At 73.0% G+C, this 16658-nt stretch carries 20 protein-coding genes; 7 read left to right on the top strand and 13 right to left on the bottom strand.

Annotation, left to right across the window (positions count from 1 at the left end):
- Positions 1 to 74: 74 nt before the first annotated feature.
- Positions 75 to 1790 (top strand): RICIN domain-containing protein, encoded by a 1716-nt coding sequence (locus tag ACZ3YL_RS13940; RefSeq protein ID WP_465657332.1) that lies wholly within the window; start codon positions 75 to 77, stop codon positions 1788 to 1790.
- Positions 1791 to 1863: 73 nt separating this feature from the next.
- On the opposite strand, the gene ACZ3YL_RS13935 is transcribed toward ACZ3YL_RS13940, so the two are convergent.
- Both ACZ3YL_RS13935 and ACZ3YL_RS13930 read right to left on the bottom strand, forming a co-directional pair.
- On the bottom strand, positions 1864 to 2058 hold the full coding sequence (locus ACZ3YL_RS13935; protein WP_465657301.1) for a DUF397 domain-containing protein: 195 nt from the start codon (positions 2056 to 2058) through the stop codon (positions 1864 to 1866).
- A 10-nt stretch (positions 2059 to 2068) separates the two neighbouring features.
- Entirely contained in the window at positions 2069 to 3118 is a 1050-nt protein-coding gene (locus ACZ3YL_RS13930) for a helix-turn-helix domain-containing protein (RefSeq protein WP_465657297.1), read from the bottom strand.
- Positions 3119 to 3168: 50 nt separating this feature from the next.
- Between ACZ3YL_RS13930 and ACZ3YL_RS13925 the strand changes: the two genes are divergently transcribed.
- Positions 3169 to 3540, top strand: a complete 372-nt coding sequence (locus tag ACZ3YL_RS13925; RefSeq protein ID WP_188308207.1) for an ATP-binding protein — start codon at positions 3169 to 3171, stop codon at positions 3538 to 3540.
- A complete protein-coding gene (locus ACZ3YL_RS13920; RefSeq protein WP_465657294.1) occupies positions 3537 to 3797 on the top strand; it encodes a hypothetical protein in 261 nt (86 codons plus the stop codon). Before ACZ3YL_RS13925 ends, ACZ3YL_RS13920 begins: the two co-directional genes overlap by 4 nt.
- Positions 3798 to 3937: 140 nt before the next feature.
- Here ACZ3YL_RS13920 and ACZ3YL_RS13915 read toward each other — a convergent pair whose 3' ends face one another.
- A complete protein-coding gene (locus ACZ3YL_RS13915) occupies positions 3938 to 4315 on the bottom strand; it encodes a nuclear transport factor 2 family protein (protein ID WP_188308205.1) in 378 nt (125 codons plus the stop codon).
- A 70-nt stretch (positions 4316 to 4385) separates the two neighbouring features.
- Here ACZ3YL_RS13915 and ACZ3YL_RS13910 point away from each other — a divergent pair, with 70 nt between their 5' ends.
- Positions 4386 to 5261: a LysR family transcriptional regulator gene (locus ACZ3YL_RS13910; RefSeq protein WP_188308204.1), complete on the top strand. Its 876-nt coding sequence runs from the start codon at positions 4386 to 4388 to the stop codon at positions 5259 to 5261.
- 153 nt (positions 5262 to 5414) lie between these two features.
- Here ACZ3YL_RS13910 and ACZ3YL_RS13905 read toward each other — a convergent pair whose 3' ends face one another.
- Positions 5415 to 6002: a TIGR03086 family metal-binding protein gene (locus ACZ3YL_RS13905; RefSeq protein WP_465657290.1), complete on the bottom strand. Its 588-nt coding sequence runs from the start codon at positions 6000 to 6002 to the stop codon at positions 5415 to 5417.
- Between the two features lie 65 nt (positions 6003 to 6067).
- On the opposite strand from ACZ3YL_RS13905, the gene ACZ3YL_RS13900 reads away from it, so the two are divergent.
- Positions 6068 to 6886 carry an AraC family transcriptional regulator gene (locus tag ACZ3YL_RS13900; protein WP_465657288.1) on the top strand — a complete coding sequence of 273 codons (819 nt, stop codon included), beginning with the start codon at positions 6068 to 6070 and terminating at the stop codon, positions 6884 to 6886.
- Positions 6887 to 6960: 74 nt separating this feature from the next.
- Here the strand turns inward: ACZ3YL_RS13900 and ACZ3YL_RS13895 are convergent, their stop codons facing one another.
- From ACZ3YL_RS13895 to ACZ3YL_RS13880, 4 genes are all read right to left on the bottom strand, one after another.
- Complete coding sequence (locus ACZ3YL_RS13895; protein WP_188308201.1) at positions 6961 to 7947, bottom strand: ABC transporter substrate-binding protein; 987 nt, start codon at positions 7945 to 7947, stop codon at positions 6961 to 6963.
- Between the two features lie 69 nt (positions 7948 to 8016).
- Positions 8017 to 8841: an ABC transporter ATP-binding protein gene (locus tag ACZ3YL_RS13890; protein ID WP_188308200.1), complete on the bottom strand. Its 825-nt coding sequence runs from the start codon at positions 8839 to 8841 to the stop codon at positions 8017 to 8019.
- The gene (locus tag ACZ3YL_RS13885; RefSeq protein ID WP_188308199.1) at positions 8838 to 9887 is read right to left on the bottom strand and encodes a FecCD family ABC transporter permease; all 1050 of its coding nucleotides are present in this window, start codon (positions 9885 to 9887) and stop codon (positions 8838 to 8840) included. The genes ACZ3YL_RS13890 and ACZ3YL_RS13885 overlap by 4 nt, the downstream gene beginning before the upstream one ends.
- Positions 9888 to 10114: 227 nt before the next feature.
- Positions 10115 to 11146 (bottom strand): FecCD family ABC transporter permease, encoded by a 1032-nt coding sequence (locus ACZ3YL_RS13880; protein ID WP_188308198.1) that lies wholly within the window; start codon positions 11144 to 11146, stop codon positions 10115 to 10117.
- Positions 11147 to 11245: 99 nt separating this feature from the next.
- Here ACZ3YL_RS13880 and ACZ3YL_RS13875 point away from each other — a divergent pair, with 99 nt between their 5' ends.
- Positions 11246 to 11875, top strand: a complete 630-nt coding sequence (locus ACZ3YL_RS13875; protein WP_465657285.1) for an HAD family hydrolase — start codon at positions 11246 to 11248, stop codon at positions 11873 to 11875.
- Here the strand turns inward: ACZ3YL_RS13875 and ACZ3YL_RS13870 are convergent.
- Positions 11872 to 12111: a hypothetical protein gene (locus ACZ3YL_RS13870; RefSeq protein WP_188308196.1), complete on the bottom strand. Its 240-nt coding sequence runs from the start codon at positions 12109 to 12111 to the stop codon at positions 11872 to 11874. The genes ACZ3YL_RS13875 and ACZ3YL_RS13870 overlap by 4 nt on opposite strands.
- Before the next feature lie 501 nt (positions 12112 to 12612).
- On the opposite strand from ACZ3YL_RS13870, the gene ACZ3YL_RS13865 reads away from it, so the two are divergent.
- A complete protein-coding gene (locus ACZ3YL_RS13865) occupies positions 12613 to 12996 on the top strand; it encodes a cold-shock protein (RefSeq protein WP_188308195.1) in 384 nt (127 codons plus the stop codon).
- Positions 12997 to 13011: 15 nt separating this feature from the next.
- Here ACZ3YL_RS13865 and ACZ3YL_RS13860 read toward each other — a convergent pair whose 3' ends face one another.
- From ACZ3YL_RS13860 to ACZ3YL_RS13845, 4 genes are all read right to left on the bottom strand, one after another.
- A complete protein-coding gene (locus ACZ3YL_RS13860) occupies positions 13012 to 13863 on the bottom strand; it encodes a 1,4-dihydroxy-6-naphthoate synthase (RefSeq protein WP_188308194.1) in 852 nt (283 codons plus the stop codon).
- Positions 13856 to 14617 carry a futalosine hydrolase gene (locus ACZ3YL_RS13855; RefSeq protein ID WP_465657282.1) on the bottom strand — a complete coding sequence of 254 codons (762 nt, stop codon included), beginning with the start codon at positions 14615 to 14617 and terminating at the stop codon, positions 13856 to 13858. The genes ACZ3YL_RS13860 and ACZ3YL_RS13855 overlap by 8 nt, the downstream gene beginning before the upstream one ends.
- Before the next feature lie 10 nt (positions 14618 to 14627).
- Entirely contained in the window at positions 14628 to 15158 is a 531-nt protein-coding gene (locus tag ACZ3YL_RS13850; RefSeq protein ID WP_188304691.1) for a hypothetical protein, read from the bottom strand.
- A gap of 114 nt (positions 15159 to 15272) precedes the next feature.
- Entirely contained in the window at positions 15273 to 16634 is a 1362-nt protein-coding gene (locus ACZ3YL_RS13845; protein ID WP_411292948.1) for an MFS transporter, read from the bottom strand.
- Positions 16635 to 16658: the final 24 nt, after the last annotated feature.

Here is a 16658-nt window from a genome sequence, read left to right as displayed (position 1 = left end):
TCGTGGGCGGCTCGGTGGTCGTGGTCAACACGGCCTCGGCCGGAACCGTGGACGTGGACACGAAGCCCTGGTACATGCTGGTCAACCGCAACAGCGGCGAGGCGCTGGACGGCCTCAACTACGCCACCAATGACGGCGCGCCGGCGGTTCAGTGGGCCCGTCACGACGGAACCAACCAGCAGTGGCGGTTCATCGACGCGGGTGACGGCAACTACCGGCTGCAGAACCGCAACTCCGGCAAGGTCCTGGACGACTACGGCTGGTCGAAGACCGCCGGCTCCACCATGGTCCAGTGGCACGACCTGAACGGCGCCAACCAGCAGTTCCACCTGGAGAAGTCCTCGGACGGCTACGTGCGGCTGATCAACCGCCACAGCGGCATGGCCGTCGAGGTCCAGGACGGATCCAAGGCCGATGGCGGCCGCATCGCCCAGTACTGGGACTGGGGCGGCGCCAACCAGCAGTGGCAGCTCGTCCCGGTCGGCAGCGCCGGCGGCACCGGGGACGCGGGCGACCCCGGCGCCGGGACCGTGCCCACCGTTCCCGCCGTGCCCACCAGCCCCGCCAAGCCCACCACTGCGGGCCACCCCGTTCCCACCGGCCAGGCCCCGGGCGGCACCCACCCGTCATCGGCTCCGTCGTCGGCACCGTCGTCGGCACCTTCGTCGGTACCGGCACCGGCCGGCGGCGGCGGTGGCGGTGGCGGCAACGTGGCGACCCGCTTCATGGGCAGCAGCACGGTGCTCATCGGCGGCTCGATGAACGACGCTGCGGCGACCGCCGCGCCCTTCGACGTTCGGTACAACTACGTGCACAGCCAGCCCGCCCCCTCCTCCGACTACTACACGGCCTCGCGCTGCAAGGCCGAATGGTCGAGCTGGTGGGGCTGCTGGACCGGCGAGACCACCGCGCCCGGCTTCTACGTGACCTGGGGCGACCAACACGTGGCCCAGGCCACCTACCAGGGCAAGCCGCGCCCGCAGAAGTACTTCTGGACCTGGTACTCGCTGCGCGACCTGGGGGACATGGCGGGCCAGGGCGACGGCCCGGGCGAGGTCGTCGCCATCAACCGGGCCGACCTGCTCACCCGCTACCTGAACGACTACCGCTTCTTCCTCCAGAAGATCGGCACGTCGCAGGACATGATCGACATCGAGCCCGACTTCTGGGGCTACGTCCGTTCGCTCGGTGACCCGCACAAGGTCGGCGCGCAGGTCACGGCCTCGAACCCGGCGGACTGCGGATCGCAGGAGAACAGCGCCGCCGGCCTGGCCCAGTGCATGATCGCGATGGCCCACAAGTACGCGCCGAACGTGGGCGCCGGGTTCCACCTGACCTGCTGGGACTGGACGACCAACACGCAGGGATGCGTCAAGGACTACGCGGCACTGGGCGCGAAGAACGCCGACTTCCTGGTCTCCGACGTGGTGGACCGCGACGCGGGCTGGTACGCGAAGCCGGAGAACGGTGGCCGTGACACCTTCTGGAACGACCAGAAGGCCACTGCCGCGCTGACGTTCTACAAGACGATGGCCGAGTCGGTGGGCAAGCCGGTGGTCCTGTGGCAGATCCCGGTGGGGAACATGGCGCAGAACAACACCCTCAACCACTACAAGGACGACAAGGTCGACTGGCTCATGTCGCACCTGGACCAGGTGGCGAACGCGCACGTCGCAGCGCTGCTGTTCGGTGCGGGACAGCAGGAGCAGACCGCGGTCGAGACCGACGGCAACAACCTGATCAACAAGACCATCGCGTACCGCAACGCGGGCGGCACGCCGCTGAAGTAGGTACAGGTAGCCGGTCGGTACCGGCATGACGGCGGCGGCCGGGCCACGGCAATGTGGCCCGGCCGCCGTGGTGTCAGGCCGAGTGGTGGTCGAACTCGCCGGCCTTGATGCCGTGGAGGAGGGCGGAGAGGGCGGCGGGGGTGGTGCGGAGGATGAGGTGGCCTTCGTCGGACTCGCGGAGTTCCAGAGCACCGTCGGCCGCGCGGACCTCCACGCAGTTTTCAGTCGATCCGCTGAATGTGGACTTCTGCCACTTGGTGCCGGTCACAATGAGCCTTTCACAGGTTTCGTGCGATCTTGCGAATCAAGTCGCGGGAGCCACTTTCATTCAGTGCGAGTGCTTCAGTCTGTTCGAAGATGGCTCGATAGCTGGCAAGCTCGCTGGTCGCATCAAGGTGTTCGGAGTCGCGCGAAGACTCTCGCTCGACCGTATCGAGCTGTGGCACGGCGCCGAACGCGTAGGTCAGATTCTCGACGGCGCCAGGGAAGGTCTCGATGTCGAAGGGCACGACTCGAATGGACATCCATGGCAACTCGGAGTCTTCAAGTAGGGAGTCGAGTTGCTCCTTGAGGATCTGGGTTCCGCCGAACCGGGTCCACAGTACTGATTCGTAGATGAAGGCTGTCAGCGGCTTCGGATTGCGACGCAAGTCGGCCTTGCGTTGCATTCTGAATGCGGTTCGTGTCTCCATCTCGTGCCGAGGGAGTGGGGGGAAGATCCTCCCGAACACGGCCGAAGCGTAGTTGATGGTCTGGCAGGGGCCGGGCATGTGCGTCAGAACCCACAGCATGAGTTCTCGGGAGGTCTTCTCCAGCTCGGCGTTCTCAAGGAAGCCGTCCGGCACGGTGCCGCGGTGATCCTCCCACCAGCCCTTGGAGCGGTCCTGGACCATGGACTCAAGAGCATCGATCAAGGGCTCGTTCATGCACTTGCAGGCAGCGGCGAACGAGCGGAGACGTTCCGGGCTTACACCGACCTTGGCCGCTTCTATCTGGCTGACCTGAGTCCTGTCGATGCCGAGGTCTCTGCTGAGGGCGCCGGTCGACAGCCCGGCGGCCTCGCGCATCTTCCGAAGCTCGGTCCCGATACGGCGCTGGCGGAGCGTCGGGTTGAGTCGCGGCGGCATTGGTTCCTTCCTTGCCGAAGTGGCCCAAGTCTGCCGCGCTGCCGGGTGCAGGGTCCACTTGAGGGTGAACCTATCCGAATTTGGGATCACATGTGAGGTGACTGCTGTATGGTCGTTCTCACCTCGATCCGACGGATCGTCAGTAACGCTTGCTGGCAAGCGCCGCAGAGCAACCGTGCCCATCTGCACGGCCTGGCTCACGGCGACGTTTCCGCCGGTTCTCCACCCCACCTCACGCCGGGAGATCTCCCATGCGTCAGTGCAACACGCCCTCCCTCACCCTCGCCCGGCAGTCCCTCCAGGACGCCATGCTCCGCCTGGGCTGGCCGCCCTCGGGCACCTTCGACGCCGAACTCGCCCTCGGTGAGCTGATCGTGAACGCCTGGAACCACGCGAACACCCCCGCACCGGTCGTCCAGATCCTCTCCGTGACCACCCGCACCCTCCGGGTCGGTGTCTCCGACGAGAGCCCGGTCCTCCCCGAACTCCCGCCGCTCGACCTCCTCGCCGAGTCCGGCCGGGGCCTTCAGTTGGTCGCGGCCCTCACCAGTCGCTGGGGTGTCGACCCCCAGAAGCGCGGCAAGACCATCTGGTTCGAGTGCGAGCTGGACGGTGCCGCGTGAACCGCTACCCCATGCAGCCCACCGATCCCCGGATCCGGGCCTACACCGAGGACCACATCCTCACCCTCCTCGCCGAACTCCACGAGCGCGGCCGCAAGTTCGGCCTGATCTTCCCCTCCGCGACCACGGACCGGACCCTCGACGGCCGCATGCTCGTCTGCTTCAACACGGCCCCGGCCTCGACCTTGTTGAACCTCCTCACCCTGCTCCTCGACGCCGACCGCGACCGAGACCGCGAGCGCCCGTGCGGTTCCTGATCGCCGCCGCCTTCGCGACGCTCCTCGCCCTCGCGATCGCCACGGTCGCCCTGGGTGTGGTCACCGCCCTCCGGGCGACCCCGCCCCAGCCCGACGAGGACGCCTGAGCGCGAACAGCCCCCGCTGTTCTGCCCGCCCCCTCAGTGCTCCTCAGCCTTCTTCTCGAAGCCCGCCAGCAGTCCGCGCGGGTCGAAGGTCACCCGGATCCGGGCGATCTTCCCGTTCTCCACGTGCATCCAGTTCGCCGTCGGCGCCGGCGGCGCAATGCTGGTGTTCAGCTCGAACCAGGTGATGACCTCATCCCCCTCCGCCACCCGCACCTTCACGTCGATCTTCTCCAGCACCTGCCCGAGGCCCCGCAGCCCGCCGAGGGCCGCCTCGATCCCGGATGCCGTGCCCAGTGCTCCGACGAAGTCGACGTCCTCGGCCAGCAGGCCCCGGATGGTGTCGAAGTCGCCCGCCTCCCAGGCGGTGAAGTAGGTCTCGGCCAGCTCGCGTGCACTCTTCGTCGTCGTCATGCCTCCATCCTTTCGCCCCTCCATCCATCCGTCCAACAGATAGATCCGATGCCAGCTATCATCATCAGTTATGGAGATGCACCAGCTGCGCTACTTCGCCGCCGTCGTCGACGAGGGTTCCTTCACGGCGGCCGCTGCCCGCCTGCATGTCAGCCAGTCCGGCGTCAGCTCTCAAGTGGCGAAGCTGGAGCGCGAGTTGGGCCAGCAGCTGCTCGACCGCTCCGGTCGCAGGGTGTGCCTCACCCCGGTCGGGGAGGCGATCCTCCCGCTCGCCAAGAACGCCCTGGCCACGCTGGACGCCATTCAGCACACCGCCGCCGAGTTCGCCGACGCCGTCCGGGGCCGGGTCCGGCTCGGGATGATCATGGGCTGTTCGATCCCGCCGTTCCTGGACACCATCGCCGACCTCGGCCGTACTCACCCCGGCATCGAACTGAGCCTGCACGAGGGGCACTCCGACCTGCTCCAGTCCCAGGTCCTGGCCGGCGCCCTCGATCTCGCCCTGATCGGCTACGCGGGGGAGGTCCCGCAGGGGCTGGAGGTCGGGGTGGTCCTGGACGATCCGATCGCCGCCGTCGTCCCCGTCGGGCACTCCCTGGACCGGACCGGGCTGACCATCGCCGACCTGCGCGGCGAGAAGATCCTCTGCCTCTCCCCGGGCACCGGGCTCCGCGCCGCCTACGACCGCTCCTGCGCCCAGCTGGGCCTGGACCCCCGCGTGGACATCGAGGCCAGCTCCCCGGCGGCCCTGCTCCGGCTGGCCGAGCGCGGCGCCGGGGTCGCGGTGCTCAGCGCCTCCTCCCTGGAGGGCGCCGGCCTGCGGGCCGTCCCGCTGACCGACGCCCGTACGACTGCCCGCCTCGGGCTGGTGGCCCGCCGCGATCAGCACTCCCCGGCGGTCCGCCTGCTCCGGGCCAAGCTCACGGCGGCCATGCGGCCCGCCTGATCGTCATACGACTCACTCCCCAACCAGAAGTGGATCGTCCAGCGCGGCTACCTCAAGCTCGCGGACACCCTCGCTGACGCGACGCGACGCGATCCGACCCGCCCCGACGCACCAGCTCCTGAGCCTGCCCGCCGACGACGACGGCGGGCAGGCTCAGGCCTTCCAGCGCAGGTCCCGCCCCGAGGCGGCCAACGCGCACTCCCACGCCGAGGCGTCCTCCGGCTCCGCGACCGGCTCCGCGAACCCCCCGTACTGGCGGAACAGTTCGGCGTTCTCCGCCACGATCTCGCCCACCAGCAGCGCGAGTTCCCCGTCCACCGCGATCTCCCGGCCGACCGCCCGCGCCACGTCCCAGCCGTGCAGCAGCAGTTCCAGGATCAGCATCCGGGCGATCCCCACCGCCGGGAACGGCGAACCGCCCAGGTCGACGTCCCCCTCCCAGGCGGCCGGCGCGCCCCAGGCCGCGACCGCCCGCTCCAACTGCGCCGCGTACGCCGGGCGCCAGTCGGCCTCGGCCGTGAAGTCCCGCGCGACCAGCGCGGCGGGCAGTTCGAGGCGACGGGCCCGGTGCTCCAGGCCGTGCGAGGTGTAGAGCACCCAGTGGTTGATCAGCGCCCGGGTGTCGAACTCCCCGCAGGGCGTCGGCGCGGCCAAGTCCACCTCCGCGGGGACGGCGGCGGCGACCTCGGCGGCGGCAGCGGCGGCACGGGCCAGCAGGGGGTGCAGGGGGTGAGCGTTCATGCCGCCATCCTGCGCCGGGCCGCACCGCCCGGTCTTGAAGAAACGCGACGACTACCCTGGCCGCCATGGACGACCCCGGCCCCGCCCCCGGCAGCGACTCCGCCCCCGGCACCGACCTCTGCCGCGGCGTGCTCCACCCAGCCCGGGCGGCCGAGCGGATCAGCGTGGAGCGGCTCGCGCCCGCGCCCGCCGTGGCGCGCTTCGTGGAGTTCTACTGGCTGGTCCGCTGGGACCTCACCGGCCGCCCGCCGTACGAGCAGAAGGTGCTCGCCCACCCGAACGTCCACCTGGTGTTCGAGGCCCCGCGGGCCCGGGTCTACGGGGTGGACCGCTCGCTCTTCGTCCGCCGCCTGGAAGGGGCCGGGCACGTGCTGGGCGTGAAGTTCCGCCCCGGCGCCTTCCGCCCCCTCACCGGGCACCCGGTGAGCGCCCTGGCCGACCGCTCCGTGCCCGCCGCCGACTACTTCGGCCCCGAGGCGGACCGGTGCAACGCCCTGCTCCTGGCCGAGCCGGGCGCCGGGCCCGCCGACGCCTTCCTCCTGTCGCGGCTGCCCGCGCCCGACCCGGTCGCCGAGGAGGTCGCCGCGATGGTCGAGCGGATCACCGGCTCCCCGGACCTGTGCCGGGTGGACGACCTGGCCCGCGAGCTGGGCCTGACCGTCCGCCGCCTCCAGCGGCTGTTCGCCGAGTACGTCGGCGCCTCCCCGAAGTGGGTGCTGCGCCGCGCCCGGCTCCACGAGGCCGCCGAACGCGCCGCGGCGGGCGGGGGATTGGACCTCGCCGCGCTCGCCGTCGAACTCGGCTACGCCGACCAAGCCCACCTCACCCGGGACTTCACCGCCACGGTCGGCATCCCCCCGGCCCGCTACGCGAGTTCGACCTGAACCAGGCCGCAGCCGTAGCCGTAGCCGTAGTCGTAGCCGCGACCGATGCCGTTCGACCACGCCCCTCCGGACGGCTACGCGCCGAGGAAGCGCTGTAGCTGGTCCAGCATGAAGTTGGCGCCGGTGTACCCGATCCCCTGGAACCACAGCTGGTCGTCCACCGGGAACGCCCGGTGCGCCTTGACCGCACCGAGCGCCTGCCACCCCGGGCTCGCCAGCGTCGCACCGACGCCCGCCGTGACCGGATCGCCGTACGTCGCGTACAGCAGCAGGTCGCCGTCCGCCTTGCCGAGCTGGTCCGGGGGGATCTCGAAGTCCGACTGGTCGACGTTCTGCGCGTCCGGCCGCCCCACCCCGGCGTCGGCGACCACGATCCCGGGGAAGCTCTGCCGCCCGAACAGCCGGATCCCGCCGCCCGCCACGAAGCGCACCAGGCTCACCCTGCTGCCCGACAGCTTCGCCGCCGACAGCGCCCCCGCCACCTGCCCGGCGTGCTTCTGGTACGCGGTGACGAAGGCCGCCGCGGGCGCCACCCGGCTCAACGCCTGGGCGTGCAGCTGGAAGTCCGCCTTCCACGGCGCCCCGGTGGTCTGGGTGAGCACGGTCGGGGCGATCTCCCGCAGCTGCTCGTACCGGTCGCCGTCGCGGGCCTGGTTGGAGAGGATCAGGTCCGGCCGCAGCGCGCGGACGGAGCCGAGGTCGGGCGCGCCGGCCGGGCCGACCAGCCGGATGCCCGCTGTGCGGGAGGCCGGCCAGTACCCGGGGAAGCGGGTGTCGGAGGCCGGGAGCGCGGCGCCGACCGGGGTGACGCCCAGCGTCAGCGCGGAGTCCAGCACGTCGGTGTCCAGCACGACCACCCGCAGCGGCGCGCCCGGCACCTGCACCGGCCCGGTCGCGGCGTTCACCGTCACCGGCGGCAGCGGGGTGGGGGAGGGCGAGCCGCTCGCCTCGAAGCCGTCCGTGGTCGGCGGCCGAGCGGTGTTCGACCCCGAGCCGGTGCACGCCGTGAGCGCGGCCCCGCCGAGGCCGGCGAGGAACGTACGGCGGGCGATCCGGGGCATCGGCGGGTCCTCGGGCGGTGGGGCTGCGGGGGCCCGTCGATTATGTCCGAAATAGCGTTGGAAAGGCCGTTACGCGTCCACGGCCGCCGCGGTTTCCGCCGTCGCCGCCCACGGAGCCCCCGGCACGACCAGCGGAGTGCCCGTCACCGGGTCCGGCACCACCACCGAGTCCAGCCCGAAAACCTCCCGCACCAGCTCCGCCGTCACCACCTCGCCGGGCGGGCCCTCGGCGACCACCCGGCCGTCCCGCATCGCCACCAGGTGGTCCGCGTACCGGGCGGCCTGGTTGAGGTCGTGCAGCACCGCGACGACCGTCCGGCCGCGCTCGACGTTCAGCCGCCGGACCAGGTCCAGCACCTCCACCTGGTGCGCGATGTCCAGGTAGGTGGTCGGCTCGTCCAACAGCAGGATGTCCGTGCCCTGGGCGAGCGCCATCGCGATCCAGGCCCGCTGGCGCTGACCGCCCGACAGCTCGTCCACACTGCGCTCGGCCAGCTCCGCCGTGGAGGTGCGCTCCAGCGCCTCGGCCACGGCCGCCTCGTCCTCCGCCGACCACTGCTGCCACCAGCTCTGGTGCGGCTGACGGCCGCGCGCGACCAGGTCCGCCACCGAGATGCCCTCCGGCGCGGTCGGCGACTGCGGCAGCAGGCCGAGCCGCTGGGCGATCCGCTTGGTCGGGATCCGCGCCAGCTCCTCGCCGTCCAGCAGCACCGCGCCGCGCACCGGCTTCAGCAGCCGGCCCAGGGCCCGCAGCAGCGTCGACTTGCCGCAGGCGTTCGGGCCGACGATCACCGTCACCCGCCCGTCCGGGATGCCCACGTCCAGGCCCTCGACGACCGTGCGCGCCTCGTAGGCCAGGGTGAGGCCCCGGGCCTCCAAGCGGTGAGCGGTCATCGGGAGCCTCCACGGCGGGATCGGATCAACAGCCACATCAGGTACGGCGCGCCGACCATGCCGGTCACCACGCCCACCGGCAGCTCGGTCGGGGCGAGCAGACGCCGGGCGATCAGGTCGGCCAGGACGACCACCAGCGCGCCGGTCAGCGCCGAGCACAGCAGCGGCACCTGCGCCGAGCGGGCCAGCCGCAGCGCGATCTGCGGGGCCATCAGCGCCACGAAGTCCACCGGCCCGGCGGCGCCCGCCGCACAGGAGGCCAGCACGATGCCCAGCAGCGCCATGCCCAGCCGGATCCGGTCCAGCCGCAGCCCGAGGCCGACGGCCGTCGCGTCGTCGAAGGAGATCGACCGCTGAGCGCGCGCCGCCCACAGCGCCACCGGCAGGGCCGCCAGCAGCACCCACGCCAGCCGGTCGGCCTGGTCGAAGCCGGCGCCGTTCAGACTGCCGGTCATCCACACCTTCGCGGCCTGCGCCTGGAAGCCGTCCCCCTTGGTGAGGAACACCGAGGTCAGCGAGGACAGCGCCACGCTGACCCCGATCCCGATCAGCACGAAGCGCTGGGCGTGCAGCCCCCGCCGCCAGGCCAGCGCGTACACCAGCAGCCCGGCCGCCAGCCCGCCGCCGACCGCCGCGTACGGCGCCTGCCCGGTCGAGCCGACCACCCCGTACGCCATCAGCCCGACCACGGTCACGGTCGCGCCCCAGGTCACACCCACCACGTCGGGGCTGGCCAGCGGATTGCGGGCCACCGTCTGGACCAGCGCCCCGGCCAGCCCGAGCGCCGCCCCGACCATCAGCCCGACCACCACGCGCGGCAGCCGGAACTCCCCGACCACCAGCTCGTCCGGACTCGGCTGCCCCAGCACCACCTTGACGACCTCACCCGGCGAGACGGTCGACTCGCCCAGGCACAGCGAGGCCACTACCGTCGCCGCCAGCACCGCCACCAGCCCCAGGGCGGCGAGCGCCGAGCGCCGGTGCAGCAGGAACGAGGCCCGCCCGGCCCGCACCACGGAGTACCCCCGCAGGGACACCGAACTCATGCGCCCACCTCGCTACGCTCGGCGGGGGCATTCGCCCACGCGCACCTCTCGACGGTTCGCTCGCTGCGCTCGCTCACGCGCCCACCTCGCCGCGCTCGGCGGGGCCACTCGCCCACGCGCACCCCTCGACGGTTCGCTCGCTGCGCTCGCTCACGCGCCCACCTCGCTACGCTCGGCGGGGGCATTCGCCCACACGCACCCCTCGACGGTTCGCTCGCCGCGCTCGCTCACGCCGCGACCACCTTCCGCCGGCGCACCAGCACCACCAGCACCGGCACCCCCACCAGCGCCGTCATCACACCCGCCGGGACCTCCGACGGCGGGAACAGCACCCGCCCCAGGGTGTCGGCGAGCAGCAGCAGGGCCGGGCCGAGGACGGCCGAGAAGGCGAGCACCCAGCGGTGGTCGGCGCCGGCCACCGCGCGGGCGGCGTGCGGCACGGCGAGGCCGATGAAGGCGATCGGACCGGCCGCCGCGACCGCCGAGCCGGTCAGCACGGTGGCGCCGAGCGCGCCGACCGCCCGGACCAGGCCGGTCTTCGCGCCCAGCCCCTTCGCGGTGTCCTCGCCCAGCGCCAGCGCGTCCAGCCCGCGCGCCACCGCCACCACCAGCACGGTGCCGACGGCCAGGAACGGCAGCAGCTGCCAGGCCACGTCCGCCGTCCGGCCGGACAGCGAGCCGACGTGCCAGAACCGGAACTGGTCCATGGTGGCCGCGTCGGTGGTCAGCACCAGGGTGTTCAGCGAGGCGATGAACGCGGACATCGCCGAGCCGGCCAGCGCCAGCTTGATCGGCGTGGCCCCGCCCCGGCCGCGCCCGGCCAGGCCGTACACCAGCACGGTGGCGATCACGGCGCCCGCGAAGCCGAACCAGACGTACCCGGTGAGGGTGGAGACCCCGAAGCCGGAGAGGGCGACCACCACGCCCGCCGCCGCGCCCTGCGAGACGCCGAGGATGCCCGGGTCCGCGATCGGATTGCGGGTCAGGCCCTGCATGACGGCCCCGGCCAGCCCGAGCGCCGCGCCGACGGCCAGCCCGACGACCGTCCGCGGCAGCCGCAGCTCGCGGATCACCACCGCGTCGGCGGAGCCGCCGCCGTGCAGCAGCGCGTCGACCGTCGCGGACAGCGGCACGGTACGGCTGCCGACCGCGAGGCTCAGCAGCACCGCGACGGCCAGCACGGCCAGCGCGACGGCGAGCCACAGTGTTCGGTGACGGGGTGTCCGCCGCTTGCCCGGTGGTGCGGTGGTGTCGGTCATGAGCCCTCTCCGCGGAAAACTCAGGTAAACCTAAGTTCCGTCTCGGAGGCGGGGCAAATCGCCTCGTCCGCCCCGGGGCCCGTTGGGTAGCCTGGCGGCATGCCCGCCACCTCACCCGCCCCGCTCACCGTCGGCTTCGACCTCGACATGACGCTGCTGGACACCAGGCCCGGCATCCGGGCCACCTACCAGGCACTCTCCGCCGAGACCGGCACCTACGTCGACGCCGACCTGGTGGTCACCCGGCTCGGCCCGCCGCTGCTGGACGAGATCCGCAACTGGTTCCCGGCGGACGAGACGGAGCGGGCCGCCGACCGCTACCGCGAGCTCTACCGCGACCACGCCTTCGCCCCGACCGTGGCACTGCCCGGCGCCCGCGCCGCCGTCGAGGCGGTCCGCGCCCACGGCGGCCGGGTCGCCGTGATCACCGGCAAGTACGAGCCCAACGCCCGCCTCCACCTGGAGCACGCCGGGCTGACCGTGGACGTCCTCGTCGGCGACCTCTGGGCGGAGACCAAGGGCGAGGCGCTGCGCGCGCACGGCGCGAGCATCTACGTCGGCGACCACCTCGGCGACATCGTGGGCGCCCGGCACGCGGAGGCCGTCGCGGTCGCCGTGGCCACCGGCCCGTACGGCGCGGACGAGCTGAGCGCCGCCGGGGCGGACGTGGTGCTGCCCGACCTCACCGGCTTCCCGGAGTGGCTCGACCGGCACCTCGGCTCGCGCTAGGACCGCTGGGGCTCCGCCCGGTCGCGCTGGGCCCGGGCGTTCAGGAACAGCCCGGTCAGCGCGGCCAGGAACCCGGCCGGCATCAGCATGCTCAGCCAGTACATGGCCGTCGGCAGCGGCGTCAGGTGCAGGAACAGCGGCACGAAGGTGACCAGGGTGGCGAGCGCGCCGATGCCGAAGACCACCGTCCCGGCCTTGACGTACACGTCGCCGGGGTCGGCGCTCTGGCTGCTCACGTCCGCTCACTCCCTGGGGTCGCGCCGGGCCGCCCAGGTCGGGGCCCGGTCCGCGGCCCCCAGTCTGGCAGAACGCCCGCCACGGCGGCCCACCGGAGCGACTCGGTCACGTTGCGCAGTTTCCCGGCAGCGATGCGTTTTGATCCCTGCTGGGCGGGGGTATGCACGGGGTGCCGAGGGGCGCTACCAGTGCGTCCCGTGTCCTCAGACCCGGGGGTGTGAGCCGATGGACCGCGCAGAACCGCGCCCCGGCCGTGCCAGTACCGGGTCGTCCGTGACCGTGAGATCCCCGCGCTCCCGCCGGCCCGCCCGGGCCTCGGAGCGCGGATCCATCGCGGAACGCTGATGAGGCAGTGACGGACCGTTAGTCTGCTCCTGGCAACGCGCTGACCGTGAGCGCCCACGGGCGCCGAGCCGAGGTCGGCCGTCTGATGTCCCACCCCACCCAGTGATCTCCGGCCAGAGCCGGGATCCCTCACACCCATTCGAGGACTGTTCGAGATGCCCACCGGCCAGGTCAAGTGGTTCAACGAGACGAAGGGCTTCGGCTTCCTGTCGCGCGACGACGGTGGCGACGTCTTCGTCCACACCAAGGCGCTGCCCGCCGGTGTCACCGTGCTGAAGCCGGGCCAGCGGGTCGAGTTCGGCGTGGTCGCCGGCCATCGCGGGGATCAGGCGATGTCCGTGCAACTGCTGGAGGCGCTGCCGTCGGTGGCCGCCGCCCAGCGCCGGAGCGCCGACGACATGGCGCCGATCGTCCAGGACCTGATCACCACCCTGGACGCGGTGCTGCCCGGCCTCCAGCGCGGGCGCTACCCGGCCAAGCCGACCGGCCAGAAGCTGGCCGGCCTGCTGCGCGCGGTGGCCGACCAGTTCGACGTCTGATCCCCCGGACGGCTCCTAGAACGCGAGCGCACCCGGGTCGAGCGGGGGCACCAGCCCCTCCGCGGCGGCCCGGGTGAGCAGCGCGCGGACGGCTTCGTAGCCCTCCTCGCCGAGGTCGGCGGTGAACTCGTTGACGTACAGCCCGATGTGCTGGTCGGCGACGGCCGGGTCCATCTCCTGGGCGTGCGCCAGCACGTACTCCCGGCTGGCCGCCGGATCCGCCCAGGCCTGCCGGACGGAGGCACGGATCGCCTCGGCGAGCTCGCGCAGCCGCTCGGCGCCCAGCGAGCGCCTGGCGACGATCGCGCCCAGCGGGATCGGCAGGCCGGTCTCCCGCTCCCAGGCCTCGCCCATGTCGGCCAGGCTGTGCAGGCCGTACCGCTGGTAGGTGAAGCGGGCCTCGTGGATGACCAGACCGGCGTCCACCCGGCCGTCCCGGACGGCGGGCATGATCTCGTGGAACGGCAGGACGACGATCTCGCCGAAGCCGCCCGGCACCGCCCGCGCCGCCCAGAGCCGGAACAGCAGGTAGGCGGTGGAGCGCTCGGACGGCACCGCGACGGTCTTCCCGGCGAGGTCCGCGGGGGAGTCCACGCCCGGCAGGGTGAGCACCAGCGGGCCGCAGCCGCGCCCGAGCGCGCCGCCGCAGGGCAGCAGGGCGTACTCCTCCAGGACCCAGGGCAGCGCGCCGTAGCTGATCTTCAGCACGTCCAGCTCGCCGCGCTCGGCCAGGCCGTTGGTCACGTCGATGTCGGCGAAGGTCACCTCGGGGGCGTCCGCCCCGGGGACGTCACCGTGCGCCCAGGCGTGGAACACGAAGGTGTCGTTCGGGCAGGGCGAGTACGCGATGCTCAGCCGTTCAGCCACGGCCGGCCTCCTCGATCAGTTCTCGGACGGGCAGTGCGGCGAAGGCCCGCTCCAGGGCGGCCAGCGCCTCGCCGATCCGCCAGGCGGCCCGGTCGCGCGGGCCCACCGGGTTGGACACGGTCCGCAGCTCGAAGGCCGGCACGCCGAAGCGGGCGGCGGCCTCGGCGACGCCGAAGCCCTCCATCGCCTCGGCCGCGGCGCCCGGGTGACGGGCGGCCAGGACGGCGGCCCGCTCGGCGCTGCCGGTGACGGTGGAGACGGTCAGCACCGGGCCGGTCACGGCCTGGACGGCACGGGCCGCCAGGGCCCGTGCGGCCAGCGCGACGACGGCCGGGGGAGGGGTGTGCCGGGCGGTGCCGAAGCCCAGCTCGGTGACGTCGGCGAAGCCCTCCGGGGTCTCGGCGCCGAGGTCGGCGGCCACGATCGCCCCGGCCAGCACGGTGGCGCCGACCGCCGCCCGCGGGGCGAAGCCGCCGGCGATCCCGGCCGAGGCCACCAGGCCGTACGGGTGGGCCGCCAGGGCGGTGGCGGTGGCGGCCGCGGCGGCGGCCGGGCCGACCCCGGCGGCCAGCACGTCCACCGGCAGGCCCGCCGACCGGTGCAGCACCCCGCCGGGCAGCGGCAGGTCGGCGGCGCCGCCGGGCAGGCCGCGCAGCACCGCCTCGGCCTCGGCGGGCACCGCGACGACGACGAGCAGCCGGGCCCGTTCGGGGCCCGGCTGCCCGGGGTGCGCGTCGGCGACGTGCGCGCTCATCGCGGGAGCGTCAGCTGCCCTGGGTGTTCATCCGGAAGTACCAGACGGCGATCGGGCTCTCCGACTTCTTGTCGATCTCGACCACGGTGACCACGGTCTTGCCGCTGGAGTTCAGCACCGTGCTGGCCGGCTGGGAGCCGGAGAAGGTCGGGCCCTGGGCGTACGAGAACAGGCTGGTCTGCCCGCCCTGGGCGCTCGCGCCGCCGTTGGTGGAGGCCCACCAGCCGGTCTTGGCCACGTTCGGGCTGACGCCGACGCCGACCCGGTCGCTCGTCCGCACGTCGGACTGCGGCAGGTTGCCGTTGGCCAGGGCCTCGTTGGCCTTGGTCCGGCACTGGTCCTGCTGGTCGTCGGTGAGCGGGCTGCCGCCGTTCCAGCACAGCGGGTCCGCGGCGATCGACGTGGTGCCGACCTGCAGGGTGGCCCGGTGGGAGTTGTGCTCGGTCTGTCCGGCGGCGATGGCCACGGAGGTGCCCACCGTGGCGGCGCCGACCACGACGACGGCCCCGAGGGCGGCGATGACACGGGTATTGAGGCTCATGCGTCAGAATCTACCGAACCCGGCCGATCACGCTACGCGGGGGTCGGCCGCCGCGTGTTGCCGCGGCACCCGGACCGGGCCGGTTCGGGACGGTTCCAGCGGGTTCGGGCCGGTTCAGGCCACCCGGGGCGCGGCCGGGTGACGCCGTAGACCCAGCCGCAGCAGCGAGTGGACCGTCCACAGCAGCACCAGGCCGACCACCGCGGCCGCGATCGACAGGCCCAGCACCCCGTTCAGCGGCAGCACGATGCCGACCCCGCCGCCCGCCACCCAGGCCAGCTGCATCAGCGTCTCCGAACGGGCGAACGCCGACGTCCGCACCGCCTCCGGGACGTCCCGCTGGATCAGCGCGTCCAGCGCCAGCTTGCCCAGCGAGGCCGCCATCCCGGACACCCCGGCGACCAGAATCACCGTCACCACGCCGTACCAGAGCGCGGCCGCCGCCGTCGCACCCGTCGCCAGCAGCAGCATCGCGGTGACCGTCGCCTCCGGGCCGCGGGTGCGCAGCCAGGAGCCCAGCACCGAACCCAGCGCGTTGCCCGTCCCGGCCGCCAGCGCCACCAGGCCCAGCGCCAGGGTCGGCCGCAGGCCGCCGATCGGGTCGGTGCGCAGCAGGAACGCCAGGAAGAACACCAGGAAACCGACCAGCCAGCGCATCCCCGCCATCGCCCGCAACGCCAGCACCACCGAGGGGCCGACGGTGCGCAGCGAGGCCTTGACCTTCGGCGGCTTGTGGTGGATCAGGTGGGAACCCCCGCCCTCGCCGGCCAGCTCGGCGTGCAGCACGGCCCGCTGCTCGCCCTTCGCCGAGTCGACCGTGTGCGGCAGGTGGAAGGCCATCAGGGTGCCGATCACGAACACCAGGAAGGCGCCGCGCAGCGGCCAGCCCGGCCCGATCAGGTGCAGCAGCCCGCCCACCGCGGCCGCCACCCCGGTGGCCAGCAGCCCGGCCAGGGTGACCCGGGAGTTCGCCTTCACCAGGGACAGCCGGCTCGGCAGCAGCCGGGGCACCACCACACTGCGCACCACCCCGTACGCCTTGGACGCCACCAGCACGCCCAGCGCCTCCGGGTAGAGCGCGATCCCGCCGCCGGCGATCACCCCGGCCATCGTCCAGGCCAGCACGGCCCGGGCCAGCATCGACATCGCCATGGCCGCCCGGCGGCCGTGCGGCAGCCGGTCCAGCAGCGGGCCGATCACCGGGGCGAGCAGGGCGAACGGGGCCATCGTGATCAGCAGGTAGAGGGCGACCCGGCCGCGGGCCTCGCCGGTGGGGACGGAGAAGAAGATGGTGGAGGCCAGCGCGATGGTGATCAGCATGTCGCCGAAGGAGTTCAGCGCGTGCAGCTCGATCAGCTTCGCCAGGCCCGACTCGCCCGCGCCCTCGGCCGAGGTGGCGCGGCGGATCCGGCGGCCGGTGCCGTGCACCAGTTTGCCGGTGCGCAGGCCGGCCGCGGAGGCGGTGCGGACCAGGATGTTGCGGTGCGGCTCGGGGGCCTC

This window comes from Kitasatospora sp. NPDC023176, assembly GCF_055560495.1.
This window is presented reverse-complemented; position numbering and strand designations above follow the sequence as displayed.